The sequence below is a fragment of the Patiriisocius marinistellae genome (assembly GCF_009014635.1).
In the GTDB taxonomy this organism is placed as follows: domain Bacteria; phylum Bacteroidota; class Bacteroidia; order Flavobacteriales; family Flavobacteriaceae; genus Patiriisocius; species Patiriisocius marinistellae.
On sequence record NZ_BKCF01000003.1, the window covers coordinates 289,084 to 309,350 of the forward strand.

General features: G+C 33.0%; 19 protein-coding genes. 10 read left to right on the top strand and 9 right to left on the bottom strand.

What is annotated here, in order from left to right:
• Positions 1-67: 67 nt before the first annotated feature.
• Positions 68-1,333: a hypothetical protein gene (locus tag GB234_RS09980; protein WP_151894413.1), complete on the top strand. Its 1,266-nt coding sequence runs from the start codon at positions 68-70 to the stop codon at positions 1,331-1,333.
• Positions 1,334-1,396: 63 nt separating this feature from the next.
• On the opposite strand, the gene GB234_RS09985 is transcribed toward GB234_RS09980, so the two are convergent.
• From GB234_RS09985 to GB234_RS09995, 3 genes are all read right to left on the bottom strand, one after another.
• Positions 1,397-2,683 carry a glycosyltransferase family 4 protein gene (locus GB234_RS09985; RefSeq protein ID WP_151894414.1) on the bottom strand — a complete coding sequence of 429 codons (1,287 nt, stop codon included), beginning with the start codon at positions 2,681-2,683 and terminating at the stop codon, positions 1,397-1,399.
• Entirely contained in the window at positions 2,683-5,124 is a 2,442-nt protein-coding gene (locus GB234_RS09990; protein ID WP_151894415.1) for a YfhO family protein, read from the bottom strand. The genes GB234_RS09985 and GB234_RS09990 overlap by 1 nt, the downstream gene beginning before the upstream one ends.
• A gap of 83 nt (positions 5,125-5,207) precedes the next feature.
• Positions 5,208-5,468, bottom strand: coding sequence for a DUF4834 family protein (locus GB234_RS09995; RefSeq protein ID WP_151894502.1), 261 nt, complete (start codon positions 5,466-5,468; stop codon positions 5,208-5,210).
• Positions 5,469-5,572: 104 nt separating this feature from the next.
• Between GB234_RS09995 and GB234_RS10000 the strand changes: the two genes are divergently transcribed.
• Positions 5,573-6,631 carry a transporter gene (locus GB234_RS10000; protein ID WP_151894416.1) on the top strand — a complete coding sequence of 353 codons (1,059 nt, stop codon included), beginning with the start codon at positions 5,573-5,575 and terminating at the stop codon, positions 6,629-6,631.
• A gap of 33 nt (positions 6,632-6,664) precedes the next feature.
• Positions 6,665-7,783 carry a GTP cyclohydrolase gene (locus tag GB234_RS10005; RefSeq protein ID WP_151894417.1) on the top strand — a complete coding sequence of 373 codons (1,119 nt, stop codon included), beginning with the start codon at positions 6,665-6,667 and terminating at the stop codon, positions 7,781-7,783.
• Between the two features lie 61 nt (positions 7,784-7,844).
• Here the strand turns inward: GB234_RS10005 and efp are convergent, their stop codons facing one another.
• From efp to GB234_RS10030, 5 genes are all read right to left on the bottom strand, one after another.
• Positions 7,845-8,411: an elongation factor P gene (gene efp / locus GB234_RS10010; RefSeq protein WP_151894418.1), complete on the bottom strand. Its 567-nt coding sequence runs from the start codon at positions 8,409-8,411 to the stop codon at positions 7,845-7,847.
• Between the two features lie 81 nt (positions 8,412-8,492).
• Positions 8,493-9,278: an acyl-ACP--UDP-N-acetylglucosamine O-acyltransferase gene (lpxA, locus tag GB234_RS10015; RefSeq protein WP_151894419.1), complete on the bottom strand. Its 786-nt coding sequence runs from the start codon at positions 9,276-9,278 to the stop codon at positions 8,493-8,495.
• Positions 9,279-10,685 (bottom strand): bifunctional UDP-3-O-[3-hydroxymyristoyl] N-acetylglucosamine deacetylase/3-hydroxyacyl-ACP dehydratase, encoded by a 1,407-nt coding sequence (locus GB234_RS10020; RefSeq protein WP_151894420.1) that lies wholly within the window; start codon positions 10,683-10,685, stop codon positions 9,279-9,281. It lies immediately after the preceding gene.
• A complete protein-coding gene (lpxD, locus tag GB234_RS10025; protein ID WP_151894421.1) occupies positions 10,678-11,703 on the bottom strand; it encodes a UDP-3-O-(3-hydroxymyristoyl)glucosamine N-acyltransferase in 1,026 nt (341 codons plus the stop codon). Before lpxD ends, GB234_RS10020 begins: the two co-directional genes overlap by 8 nt.
• Positions 11,704-11,804: 101 nt before the next feature.
• Positions 11,805-13,031 carry an HD domain-containing protein gene (locus GB234_RS10030; RefSeq protein ID WP_151894422.1) on the bottom strand — a complete coding sequence of 409 codons (1,227 nt, stop codon included), beginning with the start codon at positions 13,029-13,031 and terminating at the stop codon, positions 11,805-11,807.
• 241 nt (positions 13,032-13,272) lie between these two features.
• Here GB234_RS10030 and porX point away from each other — a divergent pair, with 241 nt between their 5' ends.
• The 6 genes from porX (at position 13,273) to GB234_RS10055 (ending at position 17,897) form a co-directional block, all read left to right on the top strand.
• On the top strand, positions 13,273-14,823 hold the full coding sequence (gene porX / locus GB234_RS10035) for a T9SS response regulator signal transducer PorX (protein ID WP_151894423.1): 1,551 nt from the start codon (positions 13,273-13,275) through the stop codon (positions 14,821-14,823).
• Between the two features lie 91 nt (positions 14,824-14,914).
• Complete coding sequence (gene tsaE / locus GB234_RS10040; RefSeq protein ID WP_151894424.1) at positions 14,915-15,331, top strand: tRNA (adenosine(37)-N6)-threonylcarbamoyltransferase complex ATPase subunit type 1 TsaE; 417 nt, start codon at positions 14,915-14,917, stop codon at positions 15,329-15,331.
• Positions 15,332-15,533: 202 nt separating this feature from the next.
• Entirely contained in the window at positions 15,534-15,671 is a 138-nt protein-coding gene (locus GB234_RS15080) for a hypothetical protein (RefSeq protein WP_172966873.1), read from the top strand.
• Complete coding sequence (locus GB234_RS10045) at positions 15,637-16,143, top strand: hypothetical protein (RefSeq protein WP_235906106.1); 507 nt, start codon at positions 15,637-15,639, stop codon at positions 16,141-16,143. Before GB234_RS15080 ends, GB234_RS10045 begins: the two co-directional genes overlap by 35 nt.
• A 62-nt stretch (positions 16,144-16,205) precedes the next feature.
• The gene (locus tag GB234_RS10050) at positions 16,206-17,405 is read left to right on the top strand and encodes an alanine dehydrogenase (protein ID WP_151894426.1); all 1,200 of its coding nucleotides are present in this window, start codon (positions 16,206-16,208) and stop codon (positions 17,403-17,405) included.
• Positions 17,406-17,522: 117 nt separating this feature from the next.
• Positions 17,523-17,897, top strand: a complete 375-nt coding sequence (locus tag GB234_RS10055) for a hypothetical protein (protein ID WP_151894427.1) — start codon at positions 17,523-17,525, stop codon at positions 17,895-17,897.
• A 9-nt stretch (positions 17,898-17,906) separates the two neighbouring features.
• Here the strand turns inward: GB234_RS10055 and GB234_RS10060 are convergent, their stop codons facing one another.
• Positions 17,907-19,079: a proline dehydrogenase family protein gene (locus GB234_RS10060; protein ID WP_151894428.1), complete on the bottom strand. Its 1,173-nt coding sequence runs from the start codon at positions 19,077-19,079 to the stop codon at positions 17,907-17,909.
• Between the two features lie 70 nt (positions 19,080-19,149).
• Between GB234_RS10060 and aroB the strand changes: the two genes are divergently transcribed.
• On the top strand, positions 19,150-20,229 hold the full coding sequence (aroB, locus tag GB234_RS10065; RefSeq protein WP_151894429.1) for a 3-dehydroquinate synthase: 1,080 nt from the start codon (positions 19,150-19,152) through the stop codon (positions 20,227-20,229).
• Positions 20,230-20,267 lie beyond the last annotated feature (38 nt).

The window sequence follows — 20,267 nt, forward strand, 5'->3', positions numbered from 1 at the left end:
GTTGGTTACTTATAAACGTACAAAGCTCATTATAGAAATTTAGCGAGTACATAAATACCTTTTAGATATGAAAAATTTAGCAACACTCTTATTCAGTTTCCTTTTAGTAGGAATGACAGCAAATGCGACACCGACCAAAAATGTGTCCGTAAGTGATATGGAGATCAATAGCCGTTATGATGGCAATGCCTATATTTTTACTGAAGGCACTGTAGAATTTTCAGTTTTTCCTGATGGACAATTTGATTTTGTTTATGTAGGTGGTCAAACGGGTACTCAAGTTACCATCTCTTCTCCTAATGGACAAGTGAGTTTTAATACAGGACGTGACCTTGAGGCGTATGTACAGTATGATGATTATGGTGCAGTTATACAGGTGGAAGAAGTTGAAATATATTATGACGAATTTGGCCGTATTACTCAAGCTGGAAACGTAGATATACAATACAACGATAGACGCTTAGTGCGTGTAGGTGGATTGAACATTCATTATAATAACTACGGTCACTATCAATATAGCACTGGATTTATAAATGTTTATAATAGAGCTTATATTTTCCGCCCTTGGCATACATTTTATGTAAGACCTATTTTTGCGAGCTGTATTGTATGGGATGTTCCTTACAGAAGATATTACGCGCCAGTACGTTACAATTATTACACACATGTTAACTATTATAGCAATAGACATCGTGTAGCTTACAACAACTGTCGTAGAGATTTTTACAGACCAGGGAGCCGTATTCACTATAAAAATGGTAGAAACGCTGTAAATAAAGATTACAATGCTAATCGTCGTAATTCTATGGTTACAAGACATGGACGTGACAATGATTATGCAAGAGCAAATGTGAGAACTGCAGATACTAGAAGAACAACTAATAACCGTGTTGCTACTAGAACAAATATTAGTAGAAAAAACAATGAGGTTATAAGTTCGAATAAAAATGAAAGAACTGCACGTACGTCAAGAAAAGTTGCTACAACAACTCGTTCTACAACAACAAATGCTACTAGAAATAATAGTAGTGTAAATAGAAGAAGTACAAATGCGAAAAGACAGAATACAGGACGTATTGCACAAACAACAAAACGCTCAACTCCTAGAAGTAGTAAAACTACCACTAGAAAATCTAGCGCAACGTCACGGTCTGGAAATGTAGTACGTAAAAGTGCTCCATCAACTAAGCGAAGTACAGCAAGAACTTCAAGCGCATCTTCATCTAGAAAAGCTACAACTACTAGAAAATCAACCTCTAGAAGTTCTAGTGCTAGCAAAAGTGGCTCAAGAAATACATCAAGTTCGTCTTCAAGAAGAGGACGTGGACAATAAAAATTTTGGTTGGTTAGTTAGAAACCCCTTGCAGGACAACACGTCTGGCAGGGGTTTTTCTTTTTAAGAAGCGATAGTTTTCTTTATTAGGGTTGCAAGATTGCCCGTTAAATTTTTTCTACTGTATTTTTCTATTCCTTCGGAAATTACTGTCAATTCTCCTTTTTGATATTGTTTGTAATAAATTGTAATCTGTTTTTTTAAAGCCATTTTATCTTCTGAAGTAAAAGAAGCGCCAGATTTTGTTTCCTTTAAAATCCCAAACATATCACTCCCCTTAGGCCCAATTGCTATTATAGGCCGTTTAGCTAGCATATATTCAAACAATTTACCCGGTATGATTGCTTTAGTAGCTTCACTATTAATCTCTAGCAATAACAATACTTGAGCATTACACTGTAATTGTAGTGCTTTTTTATGTGAAACATAGCCTGTAAGAATACAGTTTTTTGAAAGGCCTACCTGAGAGATACTAGACTTCACTTCTTCACTTACAACTCCAGTTAACACTATTTTTAGATCTTCTCTAAACAGCTCATCTTCTGCAGCAATTTCAGCAAGGACATCCCATAATAGCAATGGATTTCTCTCACTCAAAAGAGATCCTATATGTGCAAGAGTAAATGAGGTATCCATTACTGGTTTTAAATCATGGAGTTCATAACCGTTAGTAATAACAGTAATAGGTTTTTGAGTAATAGCTTTGAATTCTTCTTTTGTTGAAGGACTTGTTACAATAATTTGGTCAGCGCTATTAAGTATTTTCGACTCTAAGCTTTTATGCTTTTTAGCAGAGCTTTCACTCAGTCTTAGAGATTTATGGTAGTGAATGGTTGTCCAAGGATCTCTAAAATCTGTTATCCATTTAACTCCTATAGACTCCTTTAATTTCAGGCCAATTAAATGCAAACTATGTGGTGGTCCAGAGGTTATAGCTACATCAATTTTATTTTCTGAAATATATTTCTCTAAATAGTCAACCGAAGGATTAACCCACCCTACTCTTGCGTCTGGTATAAAAAAATTACCTCTTACATATAGTAGTAGCTTTTCAACAAAGCTTATCTTTTTTTCTGAAATGATACCGCTACTCATAGTTTTAGTCTTCTTCTTTGAAAACATCTTAGCAAAACGATACGGCTCATTTATAGGGCGTTTTAAAACCTTAATATCACTAGGAACTTCATTTAAAATAACTTCATCAACTATTGGATACTCTGGATTTGAAGGAACATACATAATAGGTTCTACATCAAAACTTTTTAAATAGGTTGCAAATTTTAACCATCGCTGTACACCAGGACCTCCCGCAGGCGGCCAATAATAACAGATAATAAGCGCTTTTTTCATTATGAGTCAGTGTTTTCCTTTGCAGACTTTTTGTAGGCTAAAAAGAAACCTCCCAACAGTAATAACAAGAAAACAAAGCTACTTGCTAAAGCAATCTTACTTCCCGTTTTAACAACTTGAGGTTCAAACTTAAATTCAATTTTTGAAATTCCCTCTGGGACTATCATTGCACGCAAAATATAATTTGCTCTAAAGTAATCAACAGGTTCGCCATCAATATATGCGTTCCATCCATCAACATAATAAACCTCAGAAAATAACGCTAATTGTTTGCTTTTAGTAGCTGCTTCATATACTAAATGATTAGGTTTATAACTAACTAAATCTATGCTCGCAGTACTATCACGAACCATTTTATTTGTTGGAATTTTTGATAAAAACTCAGCATTGACAATTGCTGTTTTTTTTGTGTTTAAACTGTCTAATAATAAAATTTCTTCATTGGCATTATTTGCTGGCTGAACATTTTCTACAAACCAAGCATTTCCATTTGCATACGGATTGCGTTGTGCTACTTCTGCTCCATTTTTACTACGTGTAATAATGTAGCGTACATTCATCATATTCAAAATACCAATATCTCCTTGATTAATATAAAAGTCTGCAATTTCTTGCATTCTTCTAGGTTTTGCTGCGTGATATCCTCCTAGTGATTTGTGGTAATAACTTGCTTGTGCTCCATTAAATCCGTTTTGAGAATCGTAAACACGGTAATAATCATCATCTTTTTCAATTTGTAATGTAGCTGCAGTTTTTTGAAACGGTTGTTCCATTACTCTTGCTTGTACAAAATCTTCATTATTAACATAACGTCTGTCAACGCCCACTAAATCAAACAATAAAAGTACTGCTAGACCAACAATAACGGCAACTTCCTTTAATTTAGATTTCAGAAATAAAAATAAAATACTTGCGGACAATAAAACTAAAACCAGTGTTCTCAATGCATCGTTTGTAAAAACTGTCATTCTATCTTCCTTAACAGCATTCATAAACGGTGCTCCCATTGCATCAATAATTCCGCCATCATACGGACTTACAAAATTGAATAACGTGGATTTAAAAAGAATAAAAATGAGTGTTAAACCTCCTGTAATTCCAGTAGCATAAAGTAGCGCTTTCTTTCTTTTCTCTTCGGAAATGAAGTTGTTTAAAAATTGATGCAACCCAACAATAGCTAGTACTGGCATTACTAACTCAATAATTACTTGAATTGATGAAACAGCTCTAAATTTATTATACAATGGCACATAATCGATAAAGAAATCTGTTAAGAAACTAAAATTCTTTCCCCAAGACAATAATAAGCTTAAAAGGAAGGCACTTAAAACCCACCACTTTAAACGACCTCGCACTAAGAATAAAGCTAAAATTGCTAAGAAAACTACAACCGCTCCTATATATGCTGGTGCTGCAACAATGGGTTGATCACCCCAATAAATAGGCAAATAACGCATATTATCAACTGCTTGCTGTGGGGTTGCACCCATTTGCAATAAAGCGTTTTCAGTAGCCGAATCGTCTGGAAAATTATCATTGCTCCCACCACCCATAAAACGAGGAATGAAAAGATTAAATGATTCTAGTTTTCCATAACTATACTCGGTAATATACCCATAATCAAGACCTTCTGTTTTAACTTTTGGGCTTCCGTCTGGGTTGATTGTTAGTTCACTATTACCTCTTGTGGAAGTGTCTGCATATTCTTTTGTTGCCATTAAATTAGTAGCATTTAATCCTAGTGCAATTAAAACCCCAATAACCATTACTCCTAATGCTTTAAAATAATGTGGTACTAATTGTTTTCTAATAGCGTCAATTAAATAAGCGACTCCTACACATATAACAAGCAACAATAAATAATAGGTCATTTGAAAATGATTAGCAGATAACTCTAATGCCATTGCAATGGTTGTAAGTAGAAAACCATACACATATTTACCTCTAAACGTGAGAATGATTCCACTTAAAACTAAAGGCATATAAGCAATTGCGTGCGCTTTTGCATTGTGACCTACACCAAGAATTATTATTAGGTACGTTGAAAAACCAAATGCTAATGCCCCTAACAGCGCTAATTTATAATCAAGTTTTAATACTAAAAACAGAATATACATTCCTATAAAATATAGAAAAAGATAATCTGCAGGACGCGGTAAAAATCTAAATAATTCATCCAGTGATTTAATATAGTTGTGTGGGTATTGTGCGCCTAGTTGATAGGTGGGCATACCGCCAAAAGCACTATTTGTCCAGTATGTTTCTGAGTTATCTGTATTTCTAAAATCGCGAAGTTCTTTCGCCATTCCGTTGTGTTGCATTATATCACTTTGTGCTATTGTTTTGCCTTGTAATACGGGGCTAAAATATGCTAGTGAAACAATGACAAAAACTAATAAAACAATAAGGTGAGGAAGTATTTTTTTTAAAGAAAAATTCATAAACAACGTTTGGATTACAAAAGCCGAAAATTATAAAAAATAAAAGAGAAATGTAGTGTATTACTTCAGTAAATAAGGTGGTTTTAATCTATCTCTTCAAAATCAACATATTCTCCAACCACATTAGAATTTTTACTGTTTTTTGACGGTACTTTATCGATTGTAATTTTACCTTCTTCTTGTTGCTTTTGTGGTTGTTCCATATTTCCGAAGAAACCCTCCATTCTTTGTCCCATTTTCTTTTGAATGTATTTAAGAAAATATGGTGTAGCAAATTTGATAATTAATTTCAACGCATAATATGCGATAAGAATGATAAGCAACGTTCTTAATAAAGTCTCCATAGTATTGAAATCAATTTCAAAAATACAAATAGTGGTGCAAAAAGTCATTTGTTACTTCTTAAATAAATGATAAAATCTTATATCTTTGAATTAAACCATACCTTATGAAAAACGTTTCAATTTTACTTGTGCTATTTAGTTCTTTTCTAATACAAACTATGCATGCGCAATACACAGAAACCATAAACAATAATAGGCCTGGTGGGTCTCAAGGAGCTTTCGCAGTGGGAACTAAAGTGTTGCAAATTGAGGGAGGTTTTGGTTTAGGTACTGAAGAACATTCATTATTACAAACTGAAACTAGTGCTTTTGCTATTGATTATGCAGTGAGATATGGCTTATTTAAAGAAGAATTAGAAATTATATTTAACGGAGAGTTTCAATCTAATAATATTACTGATACAAGAACCAGCACTGTAGGTGAACTTGTTTATAGCAATTTTAGATCTAATACACTAGGGGCTAAATACTTAGTTTATGATCCCTACAGAAAACGAGACTTAGAAGGTCCTAATTTATATAGTTGGAAAGCGAATAATAAATTTCAATGGAGAGATTTAATACCTGCTATTTCGGGTTATGTGGGTGCAAACTTTGATTTTATTGATAATCCTGAGGGAAAATTTACTAATAATTACACTGTTGTAGAAGAAGGATTGAGCATTAGTCCTAAGGTTGCTTTAATTACACAGAACAATTTTAAAAGTGGATTTGTTTTAGTTACAAATATAATTGCTAATAGAGTGACAACGGACAATCCAGAATATGGGTATATCGTAACCCTTACAAACACAGTAACAGATTGGTTTTCCGTATTCGTTGAAAATCAAGGTTTTAAAAGTGATGCATATGCTGACCAACTACTTAGAGGAGGTGCAGCAGCTTTAATTACTAGAGATTTACAAGTTGATGCTTCATTATTATATAGTTTAAAAGACACTCCTACAAGATTGTACGGACGTATAGGTGTTTCTTATCGTTTTGATATGCATGACGAGGATGAATTTCTTGAAGAAAAAGGAAAGGCTGGACGTGAAAAGCGTAGAGCTGAAAAAGACAAGAATAAAAAAGAAAAAAGTAAAAATAAAGAGACTAAACAATCCAAAAATAGAAAAGATGGTTTTGAAGATGATGGTGATGACGGTGAAGGTAAGCTATATTAAATATTCTTAAGTAAGAGATACGACGATTGAGATATGATTAAAGTAAAAGAAATTACAACCCAGCAGGAGCTTAAAAGATTTGTAAAGTTTCCATTTACGCTTTACAGTGATTCCCCTTATTGGGTTGCACCATTAACTAATGACGAGTTAGAAACACTGGATAAAACTAAAAACCCAGTTTTTAAAAATGCTACTGCTACTTATTATTTAGCTTATAAGGAAAATAAAATTGTAGGTCGTATAGCTGTTATCATAAATAAGCTAGAGATTGAAGAAATAGGTAAAAAGAAAGTACGCTTTGGCTGGTTGGATATGATAGATGATATCGAAGTGACTAAAGCACTACTTGAAAAAGTATATGAAGCTGGAAGGGAAAATAAATTAGAATATGCTGAGGGCCCTGTAGGTTTCAGCAATATGGAAAAAGCTGGTATATTAACTAAGGGATTTGAAGAATTAAACACCATGATTACCTGGTATCATTACCCTTATTATGCCGAACATTTTGAAAAATTAGGTTTTGAAAAACAAGCAACATGGGTAGAATATAGACTTTCAATACCCGCTACAATTAAAGAGAAAGTTGCTAAATTTTCTAGCATTGTAAAAAAACGTTATGAACTTGAAGTTATTGAGTTCAAAAATAAAAAAGAGATTTTACCCTATGTAAATACAATGTTTGAATTGTTAAACAAAACCTACAATTCTTTACAAACATTTGTTCCTATTCAACAATATCAAATAGATTATTACAAGGAGAAATATTTTGGCTTTATTCAACCAGACTATATTACTTGTATAAAAGACAAAAACGGTGCTTTGATTGCTTTTTCAATAGTTATGCCTTCATTTAGTAAGGCATTGAAAAAGGCGAATGGTTCTTTGTTACCTTTTGGTTGGTATCACATGTGGCAAGCACAACGCAAAAATGATAGAGCAGCCTTCTACTTAATAGGTATTGACCCTGAGTATCAAGGGAAAGGGGTTACAGCAATAATCTTTGAAGAAATGCAGTATTTATTTAACTCAAAAGGGATTGATAAAGTTGAAACAAATCCTGAGCTTATTGAAAATACTGCTGTACAATTATTATGGAAAGACTACGAGCCTGTCCAACACAAAGAGCGTAGTACTTTTAAGAAAAGTATATAAACTAAAAAAATACCAATACATATTAAAATGTATTGGTATTTTTTTAAAGTTGAGTTAAAATTTACTCCTTCACACGCTCTTTATACGTTCCTTTATCTGTCTCTATTTTAATTTTATCTCCTTCATTAATAAATAAAGGTACATTAACCTCCGCCCCAGTTTCCATAACTGCCGGTTTTGTAGCATTTGTAGCTGTATTACCTTTAACACCTGGCTCAGTTGAAGCTACTTCTAAGATTACACTTGCAGGAAGCTCAACAGATAATGGTGCATTATCTTCTGTGTTTATAATGACAGTAACAACTTCACCTTCCTTCATTAGCTCTGGTTTATCAAGCGCTGCCTCAACTAAACGAATTTGAGTATAATCTGCCTCATTCATAAAATGATAAAAATCGCCATCATTGTATAAAAATTGAAATTTATGTGTTTCCACACGTACATCATCAATTTTATGTCCTGCAGAAAATGTGTTGTCCACTACTTTTCCGTTTGTAACACTTTTAAGTTTTGTTCTAACAAAAGCAGGGCCTTTTCCCGGCTTTACATGTAAGAACTCAATAATTTTATAAATATCGTTATTATACTTAATACATAATCCGTTTCTAATATCTGAACTTGTTGCCATAGTTTTGCCCGTTTAGCGGGTATTTTATTTGTGAATTCAGAATTTATTATTTTTAAATTCTGAAATATTAATTAATTGTTATTAGTTATTGCTAAAATAACCTTTCATAATTCCTCGCTTTGCATTTTTAATAAATTGAAGAATCTCGTCACGCTCAGGTGTTGCTTCAAATTCTGCTTCAATAATTTCAGAAGCTTGTGTTGTATTATAATTTTTTTGATACAACAATCTATAAATATTTTGAACTTCCCCTATTTTTTCTGGTGTAAAACCTCTTCGGCGTAAGCCTATAGAATTAATCCCTACATAAGATAAGGGCTCTCTCGCAGCTTTTACAAATGGTGGTACATCTTTACGAACTAAAGAACCTCCCGTTACAAATGCATGACTACCTATAGTACAAAATTGATGAACAGCAGTCATTCCTGCTAAAATCACAAAATTACCCACAGTACAATGCCCTGCTAAAGTGCTTGCATTTGAAAAAATGCAATTATCTCCAACAATACAATCGTGTGCAATGTGACAATATGCCATAATGAGGCAATTATTACCAACTACTGTTTTTCCTCTATCTACCGTTCCTCGATTTATAGTTACATATTCACGAATAGTTGTATTATCTCCTATTACAGCAGTTGTCTCTTCATCTTGAAACTTTAGATCCTGTGGTATGGCTGAAATTACTGCTCCAGGAAAAATATTACAATTTTTACCTATACGAGCACCTTCCATGATGGTCACGTTTGATCCTATCCATGTGCCTTCTCCAATTACTACATTATTATGTATTGTTGTGAAAGGCTCTATAACTACATTTTTTGCAATTTTTGCGCCCGGATGGACATAAGCTAGTGGCTGGTTCATCTAGTTGTTTTTAGTTTTTACAATCTGAGCCATCAATTCGGCTTCAGTCACTAACTTATCGTTAGCATATGCACTCCCTTTCATATGTACAATTCCTCGTCGTATGGGAGTAATTAGTTCTAATTTGAAAATCAAGGTGTCCCCAGGATTTACTTGTTGTTTAAACTTAGCATTATTTATTTTCATAAAAAATGTCAAGTAGTTTTCTGGGTCTGGCACCGTACTCAACGCAAGTATTCCTCCTGTTTGAGCCATTGCTTCTACAATTAGAACGCCTGGCATTACTGGAGCTCCCGGAAAGTGACCAACGAAAAAAGGCTCATTCATTGTCACGTTCTTTAACCCAATAACATGCGTATCGCTTAACTCCATAATTTTATCTACCAATAAAAAAGGTGGACGGTGCGGTAACATTTCCATAATGGCGTTAACATCTTTAACTGGAGTTTTTGTTATGTCAAACTTAGGTATTCCCTGTCGCTTTTCGGTTTTAATTATTTTAGACAATTTTTTTGCAAACTCTGTATTTACAAAATGCCCAGGTTTATTAGCAATAATTTTTCCTCTTATACGTGTACCCACTAAAGCTAAATCCCCTATTACATCTAATAATTTATGTCTAGCAGCTTCATTGGGATGATGCAGTGTCAAGTTGTCTAAAATACCATTTGGCTTTACAGAAATTTCATCTTTACCAAAAGCATGACGCAATTTTTCCATTGTTTTAGGTGATAATTCCTTATCCACATAAACAATTGCATTGTTTAAATCACCTCCCTTAATAAGCCCATGATCGAGTAATGTTTCGATTTCATGTAAAAAACTAAAAGTTCTTGAGTCTGAAATTTCGGCCTTAAAGTCTGAAATATGTTTTATTGATGCATTTTGAGTTCCTAATACTTTAGTGCCAAAATCAACCATCGTAGTTACTTGATAGTTATCAGCCGGTATTAGAGTAATCTCGCTTCCAGTCTCTTCATCTAAATAATGAATAACTTCTTTTACCACATACTCTTCTCTTGGTGCTTTTTGAGATACAATTCCTGCCTTTTCAATTGCCTCAACAAAATACTTTGAAGAACCATCCATTATAGGAGGCTCTGCCGCATTTAACTCTAGGATGCAGTTATCTACTTCAAGTCCTACTAAGGCTGCAAGTACATGCTCAGATGTTTGAATCTTTACACCATTTTTTTCAAGATTTGTCCCTCGTTGTGTATTTGTCACGAAGTTAGCATCTGCTTCAATTCTTGGCGAACCCTCAAGGTCTACACGTACAAAAACATATCCTGTATTTTCAGGAGCTGGTTTAAATGTAAGTGTTACTTCATTACCTGTGTGTAATCCTACACCAGTAAGTGAAATCTCTTCTTTAATAGTACATTGTTGTACAAGGCAATCACTCATCTTTTAGTTGTTTTTCGATAGCGTTAAATCGTTCCATTGTTTTTGGAAGATTTTTAAAATGTACGTAACTTTTACTAAAGCTACTATAATTAAATGCAGGAGAACCTTGTAGTGTTTCTCCATCTTTTATATTTCTACCTATACCACTTTGAGCTTGGATACGTACGTTATCACCTATTACCAGATGGCCTGCAAAACCTACTTGTCCACCAATTAGGCAATTTTCACCTATTTTAGTCGAGCCAGCAATACCTGTTTGTCCCGCGATAACTGTGTTTTTACCAATCTCTACATTATGTGCTATTTGTATTTGATTATCCAGTTTTACACCTTTTCTAATAATTGTTGAACCCAAAGTAGCTCTATCAATTGTAGTTCCTGCACCAATATCAACATTATCTTCAATAATTACATTTCCTGTTTGAGGAACTTTTGTAAATTCTCCTTTTTCATTAGGTGAAAATCCAAAACCATCAGCACCTATAATAACGCCACTATTTATAACACAATTATTACCTATCTCAGTTTCAGAATAAATTTTTGCTCCTGCAAATACAATAACATTATTTCCTAATGTAACGTTATCTCCTATATATACGTTAGGATAAATCTTTGCATCTTTTCCTATGACAACATTCTCACCTATGTATGAAAATGCTCCCAAATAAATACCATCACCCATCGTCGCGCTTTCTGAAATGAATACGGGTTGTTCTATTCCAGTTTTATTCATTTTTACTTGATTGTAATATTCAAGTAATTGAGAAAACGACTTATAAGCATCTTCAACTCTAATTAATGTAGTACTTATTGGGTTATCTGCGACAAAATCTTTACTTACAATTGTTATTGAAGCTTTAGTTGAATAAATAAAAGAAGTATATTTTGGATTTGCTAAAAATGTAAGCGAACCAGGGATTCCCTCCTCTATTTTTGCTAGTTTAGACACCTCTGCTCCACCGTCTCCGTCAACTTCTCCTTCTAAAATGCCTGCTATTTGTTGTGCTGTAAATTTCATGTATTGGTTAAGTTAGAACGTAATGTTGATGTTTGAAACATTTAAATAACGATTATATACTTTCTTGTACGTTCATTTGCAAAAATAGAAAAAAAGCGCAATTAATCCTTTTTGGGATAACATAGATAATATTTAACCACTTCTTTAGATAATGCTTTTAGATTTAATTGATCACTAGCCTTTGCTACATCAATAACTTTCCCTGTTTTTGTCAATAAATTAATTGTATCCTTATCCATTCTATAAGCTTGGTTTGAGATGGAGCCAGTAAACACAAAATAAGATGCTTCATCTGCAGATAGGTTGTGTCTCTTCATCACTTTTTCTTTCTCTGTAGAAATTTTAATATGTGAAAACTCTTTCTTTTTTAATTTTACTTTTAGCAAATCCCTATTTAAAAGCATATTTGAAAGCTCTCTCAACACAAAATCATCATGGTATTGCCATGATTTCATAGCACCAATAATATCATAATCATCCAACTTTGAAAATTTTAAAAGAACATTAGCATCAAACGTATCTAATTTAATCGAAGTATTCAAAAAATAAGTTAAATCTCTACTTGCAGTTAATACCACTCCCTCTTGTGACAACTCCTTTGCACGTTTTAAAATGCGCATTAATAACTGTTCTGCTACTATTCCTGTTTTATGTAAATACACTTGCCAATACATTAATCGTCTTGCCACAATAAATTTTTCGACAGAATAAATACCTTTTTCTTCCACTACGAGAGAATCATCTACAACGTTTAGCATTGCAATTAAACGTTCACTATTTACAGCTCCTTCGCTAACTCCTGTGTAAAAACTATCACGACGCAAATAATCAAGCCTATCCATATCTAATTGACCCGAAATCAACTGGTGTAAAAATTTTCGATGGTATTCATTCTTGAAAATTGTAATCGCTAGTGTTAAACTCCCGTTAAATTGCTCATTCAAAGCCTTCATGAATAACAACGAAATCTCCTCATGATTTATATTTTCTACAATACTGTGTTCCATAGCATGCGAAAATGGGCCATGACCTATATCATGTAATAAAATAGCAATTAAAAGCGCTTCTTTTTCTTTTTCATCAATCTCAATCCCTTTAAAAACAAGAACTTCGACAGCCTTATTCATTAAAAACATAGCACCAAGCGCATGATGAAAACGAGTATGATGTGCGCCAGGATAAACTATATAAGACATACCCATTTGAGAAATACGACGTAAGCGTTGAAAGTATGGATGCTCAATTAACTCAAATATGAGCGTACTCGGGATAGTAATAAAACCATAGATAGGATCGTTTACTATTTTAAGTGTATTTCTTTTTCCCAACTATTAACTAAGATTTAAGAATGATAATGGTTACTACTGAATTTTTCGGCAGTAATTTTGATGTAAATTTAATAAATCAGTTTAGATAAATTGGGTTTTAATACTTCGGAAATGTTAGATAATAAAACAATTCCATTTCAATTTTGAAACAATAGCAACTATACTGCATGTTTTATATTTCAGAAGTAAAAATAAATACTTAATAAACAATCAATAACAACCAGATAAACAATACTATATTATGAGCGAAATAAAAATTCTTTGGGTAGATGATGAAATTGATTTATTGAAACCACACATTATGTTTCTTGAAAAGAAGAGTTACAATGTGACGACTGCCAAAAGTGGAACCGAAGCACTAGAAGAAATTAAAGAACAGAATTTTGATATAGTTTTCCTTGATGAGAATATGCCTGGACTTACCGGTCTTGAAACACTACAAGAACTAAAAGAAATAAACGCTTCACTTCCTGTTGTGATGATTACTAAGAGTGAAGAGGAGTATATTATGGAAGAGGCTATTGGTTCTAAAATTGCAGATTACCTTATTAAACCTGTAAATCCTAATCAAATATTACTTAGCCTTAAAAAAAACTTAGATCATTCTAGGTTGATTTCAGAAAAAACAACTTCAAATTACCAGCAAGAGTTTAGGAAAATAGCGATGGATTTATCCATGGTAAATACTTTTGAGGAGTGGGCAGATATGTATCAAAAGTTAGTTTACTGGGAGTTAGAGCTTGAAGATATTGAAGATAATGGAATGTTTGAAATTCTTGAGTCTCAAAAAACAGAAGCAAATACTCAGTTTTGTAAGTTTATTGACAAGAATTATCCTAAATGGTTTGATGGCAGTACAGACGCACCTACAATGTCTCATACTTTGTTTAGAGAAAAAGTAGCGCCACATATTTCAAAGGAGGCCCCTACATTACTCGTCGTTGTAGATAATTTAAGATATGATCAATGGAAAGCATTTGAACCTTTTATTGCAAATAGCTATAAAAAAAATAGCGAAGAAATGTATTATGGTATCCTTCCTACAGCAACACAATATGCTCGTAACGCCATTTTTAGTGGTCTTATGCCAAGTGACATGGAAAAATTACATCCAGATTACTGGTTGAACGATACTGAGGAAGGTGGTAAAAATATGTTTGAAGATAAATTTCTTGAGGCTCAATTAAAGCGTTTAGGAATGGATATTGACTGGAGTTATCATAAAATATCAAGTTTAAAACAAGGAAATAAATTAGCAGATAATTTTAAAAGCCACAAAGATGAAGATTTAACGGTCATCGTTTATAACTTTGTTGACATCCTTTCTCACTCTAAAACTGAAATGGAAGTTATTAAGGAACTAGCATCAACAGATAAAAAATATAGATCTTTAACTCAGAGCTGGTTTAAAAATTCACCTTTGATGAATATTATTCAGCAAGCATCTCAGTTAGGCTTTAAATTAATTATTACGACAGATCATGGGACCATCAATGTAAAGAATCCTTCAAAAGTGATTGGCGATAAAAATACAAGTTTAAATCTAAGATATAAAACTGGAAAAAGCTTGACTTATGAAAATAAAGATGTGCTAGCAGCTAAAGATCCATCATCAATACATCTACCTAGAATAAACATGAGTAGTTCATTTATTTTTGCTAAAGGAGATCTTTTCTTCGCATATCCCAATAATTACAATCATTATGTAAGTTATTACAGAAATACCTACCAACATGGAGGTGTAAGTCTTGAAGAAATGGTAATCCCATTTATAACATTATCTCCAAAATAATTAATTTGTAAGAATATTCTTCTTTTAATGTATTTAATCCATAAATTAGCTAAGTATTAACATTAAATCCTATATTTGCGTACTTTAATCGATGACATTGACATTTACACTTCCCCAAATCCCTACAGTTGCAAAAGATGTAATGAATTCATTACCGTCTAAAACTGTGCTATTTTACGGTGAAATGGGAGTTGGAAAAACAACTTTGATTAAAGAATTAGCGAAACAACTAGGAGTTACAAATACACTCACCAGCCCAACCTTTTCTATTGTAAATGAATATGAAACTGCATCGGATGATTTATTATATCATTTTGATTGTTATAGGCTAGAAAATGAAGATGAAGCATTAGATTTTGGTATCGAAGAATATCTTAGTTCTGGAAATTACAACTTTATTGAATGGCCAGAAATGATAAAAAGCCATATCCCAGCTAATCATGTAACAATAAAACTAATCAAAAATATAGACGGAAGTAGAACCTTAACTCTCATGCCAGTGAAATAAATTGTTACTATAAATACATGTTTTTTGCATTTTCTATAAGGATTCGCCCCAAATCGTAAACTTATCTTAAAGGTCTTTTCTATTAATAATGAAAAACCCAACAAGATACAACTAAGGTAATTTACGCACTTGTGTTTTTTTGAGCTAGATTTGTGGTATAAACCTCACAAATAATTATTAATCTCACAAAAACAAACTTATTATGAGAACCCTAAAAACTTTATGTATCGTAGCAATTTTCGGAATGGGACTTTTCGCATCATGCACTCCTGAAAATCTAGAAAATGATCAAACAGAACAACAAATTGATAGGAATATCGACATCCCAAGACAGGGGTAAGAAATCTTTAATTCTTGGTGGGATTCTAGTTTTTATAATAGCAATAACACCACTAATATTTTATTCTTATGAAAGTTTCCCAAACTCACAAGTTTGGGAAACTTCTTTGTTTGAATTAAACACAGACTTTCCTTCTTGGATCAATTTTGCATATTTTTCTATTGGAAAATTAGTTCCGATAATTTTATTACTCATTTGGTTTTTTACATGTAAACATTGGTGGCACTGGATTATTCTAGTACCTATGGCAATGTATATTTTTCAACTATGGGGTTTATTAAATGAGAGCAATGGAATGGATGAAGTTGAATTAATTTACATCTTACCACTAATGATGGTTTTAGTTCCTTTTGTTTACCTCATTCGTGCAAAACTTTTCTCAAAAATACGTGGTAATGATCTTGATGCCTTTGAAGAAGAGCTGACTAAAAAAAGAAGTATTTGGAAGCAAGTAACAGATTTGTTTAGATAGTATTTCAAATTTCATTTTTACATTTTTAATCCGTAAATTGACTGCCATTAACTCAACTATCAATGGCTAAACCTACCTCTCCATTTACAAAAGAGCAATTACTTCCGCAGGAAGAAATGCTTGAAATCTCTAAGCAAAAAGGAGAGTTGTATATAGGAATACCTAAAGAAATATATTTTCAAGAAAAAAGAATTTGTTTAACCCCAGATGCTGTTGCTGCTGTTGTAGCTAATGGACACAGACTACTGGTTGAAAAAGGCGCAGGATTAGAAGCGGGATTTACAGACAATGAATATAGCGAAGCTGGTGCACAACTCACAAATGACACTAAAAAAGTATTTGGCTGCCCAATTATCTTAAAAGTTGAACCCCCAACTATTGAAGAATTAGAGATGATAAATCCAAAAACGGTACTCATTTCGGCACTACAACTTAAAACTCGGCAAAAAGAATATTTTAGAAAACTTCAAAAAAAGAAAATTACAGCACTCGCTTTTGAATTTATAAAAGATGAAGATCACTCCTACCCTGCTGTAAAAGCACTCAGCGAAATAGCAGGTACTGCATCTGTACTTATAGCTGCAGAGTTAATGGTTAATGCAAAAAAAGGGAAAGGATTGCTTTTCGGAAACATTAGCGGTGTACCTCCTATTGAAGTTGTTGTCATAGGTGCTGGTACTGTAGGACAATACGCAGTTCGCTCTGCACTTGGACTAGGCGCAAATGTAAAAGTGTTTGACAGTTCGATAAATAGACTTAGAGAATTACAATCAAATGTAGGTTGCACTTTATACACCTCTACCATACAGCCTAAAAATTTATTGAAAGCGTTGCGCCGCTGTGATGTTGCCATTGGCGCTGTTAAAGGAAACAAACGTTCTCCTATAATTGTTACCGAAAACATCGTAGAGAAAATGAAAGAGGGCGCTGTAATAATTGATGTGAGCGTTGACATGGGTGGATGTTTTGAAACCACTCAAATGACTTCGCACGACAACCCCACACATATTACACATGGAGTCATCCATTATGGAGTCCCTAATATTCCAGCACGTTACCCTCGCACCGCTTCTATTTCAATTAGCAATATATTCACCCCTTATTTATTGCAAATTGCTGAGTCTGGAGGGATTGAACAAGCAATACGATTTGATCAAGGATTAAAATGTGGCTTATATTTTTACAGAGGTATTTTGACAAATGAACAAATAGCAGACTGGTTTGATATGCCGTATAGTGATTTAAATCTTTTAATGTTCTAAATTATTTCTCTTCGGAAATTTTAATTCCATTACTATTCTAAACTAAAAATGACAGTACCTTTGCAATTTCTATTTTAAAAGAAATAGAAGTTTTATTTGTCATTTATAATAGCATCTATGAATATCGCTAAACGTTTTTTATTTTATGGTTTTGGGTTTGTAATTGGGATAATACTACTCATGTTTTTTTTGGGCGGAAAGAAAACTGGTTGTGACTATGGACCTGAAGCACGTACACTCAAAAATATAAGAATCAAAGAACGAAAATTTTCTGAAGCTACCATTTCCGCTTTGCGAAATAATGATTTAGACACTTCTGCTATCTCAAAAATTTTAAAAAATGGCGATGTCCTCTTTTCTGAAAGTAATACAAAATTAGATTCTTGTAAACAATATGTTGTTGAAGGTAACGTTTCAGAAAAAAAACTAAAACTACGCATTGAAAACTGTGACAGTATTGCAACGGTACTTACAGCACAGATAAAAAAATAAGCTTTGCAGTTAAATTTTACGTCGCTGTTTTTCTTTTTTAAGCAAATTTAGCTCCCTACTAGTTTGTCCGGCTACAGATGTGTTCTCCTCGGCACGTCTTATTAAATAAGGCATTACGTCTTTGACAGGACCAAACGGAATGTATTTAGCAACATTATACCCTTCATCTGCTAGATTAAAACTAATATTATCACTCATTCCATATAACTGACCAAACCAAATGCGTTTGTCGTTTTTGAGCAATCCTTTTTGACTCATAATCTCCATAGCCATATAACTACTTATCTCATTGTGAGTACCTAAAAATAACGAAATATCATCTAGATTGTCAAGGATATAATTCATCACGGCGTTAAAATTATCATCGGTTGCATTTTTACTTGGACAAATAGGAGATTGATAACCTTTGTCCTCAGCACGGTCATTTTCCTTTTCCATATATGCGCCTCGCACTACTTTATAACCTAGTTTATAACCACCTGCTTTAGCTTTTACATGCTGTTCTTTTAAGTAATCTAAGCGATCCCAGCGGTAGCATTGTAGCGTATTATAAACAATAGCCTTTTCGGTATTATACTTTTGCATCATAGCCTCACAGAGATCATCTGCCGCATCTTGCATCCATGACTCTTCTCCGTCAATTAACAATGAAACATTGCAACTGTGAGCTACTTTACAAACCTTATCATAACGCTCTTTAATTGTTTCCCATTCTTCTTCTTCGGTTGGGGATAAGGGTTGATTTTCGGTTACTTTTTGCCAAATTTTAAATTTTCCGAAGCCTGTAGGTTTGAAAACAGAGAATGGCATCGCATCTTTATGTTGTGCAAACTTGGTTAAATCTATCACCTTTTCCATAGTGGCATCAAATGATAAATTATCTTCTTTACCTTCGACCGAATAATCTAATACAGAATAAACACCTGCTTCGTCTAAGGAGTCCACTGTTAGCATACAATCTTTCTCATTAATACCTCCACAAAAATGGTCAAATACTGTTGATCGTATCAACCCTTCAACTGGTAAATGTAAATTAAGAGCAAATTTTGTAGCAGCTGTACCTATACGAACCAAAGGCTCTTTGGAAATCATTTTAAATAAAAAATAAGCACGTTCCAACTCAGAATCAGTTTTAAGTGCAAATGCAGTTTTTGTATCGTCAAAAGAAGAATTTGTTTTCATATTTAAAATAAAATGTAGACAAATATACTTAGTTTTGATGGCTACCAAAACAACCCAATTAAATTTGTTTATGCTAAAAATAGAAAAAGAAAAAGGTGCTATTTATTTTAATGAAGGTACGTGGAAGGCATTCAAAACTACACTTGAAAAACTACAACCATCCTCTATTTTTATCCTAGTAGATACTCATACAAAAAAACACTGTCTTCCATATTTTTTTGATCTTACTGGACTAAAAAATACTGCATTAATTGTAGAGATTAAAACCGGAGAAGAACATAAAAATATTGAAAGTTGTTTAGAAGTATGGAATACGCTTTCAGAAAATGGTGCAGATCGCGACAGCTTACTTATTAATCTTGGAGGTGGTGTGGTGACAGATTTAGGAGGGTTTGTTGCCTCCACATTTATGCGTGGTATTTCATTTATTAATATCCCCACTACCCTGTTAGCAATGGTTGACGCATCTGTAGGTGGAAAAAACGGAGTTGATTTAGGTTCCCTTAAAAATCAGATAGGTATTATAAATAGCCCTACTGTTGTACTCATCGATACTGTATTTTTAAATACACTACCTAAAAATGAGATGAATTCTGGTTTTGCTGAAATGCTAAAACATGGGTTAATATCAAGTCAAAAATACTGGGTAGATTTAAAAACATTTAATCCCTCTAACACAGAAACTACTGATAAACTTATCTGGGAATCAATTATTATTAAAAATGATATTGTTACAAAAGACCCTTTTGAAAAAAAAGAGCGAAAAACACTTAATTACGGGCACACATTAGGACATGCTATTGAGTCTTATTGCCTTTCAAATCCATTACAAAAAAAACTATTACACGGTGAAGCGATTGCTATAGGAATGATTTTAGCAACTTTTTTATCTTCGGAAATATTAAATTTTGATCAAGCGGAACTATCAAATATTACTTATACATTTCTTGAGAGATACCCAAAAGTAGACTTTAGTGATGCAGCAATTAAAGATATTATTCAATTACTAAAACATGATAAAAAAAATAGAAATGGAGAAGTGAGATTTGTACTTTTAAAAGATTTTGGTAATTGTAGTATAAATTGCTTAGTTGACAATCAATTAATTATAGATGCATTTAATTTTTATAAAAATTTCACTTTAAATTAAATTAACGTATTTGTTTTTTTACTAGTTTTAAAAAATAA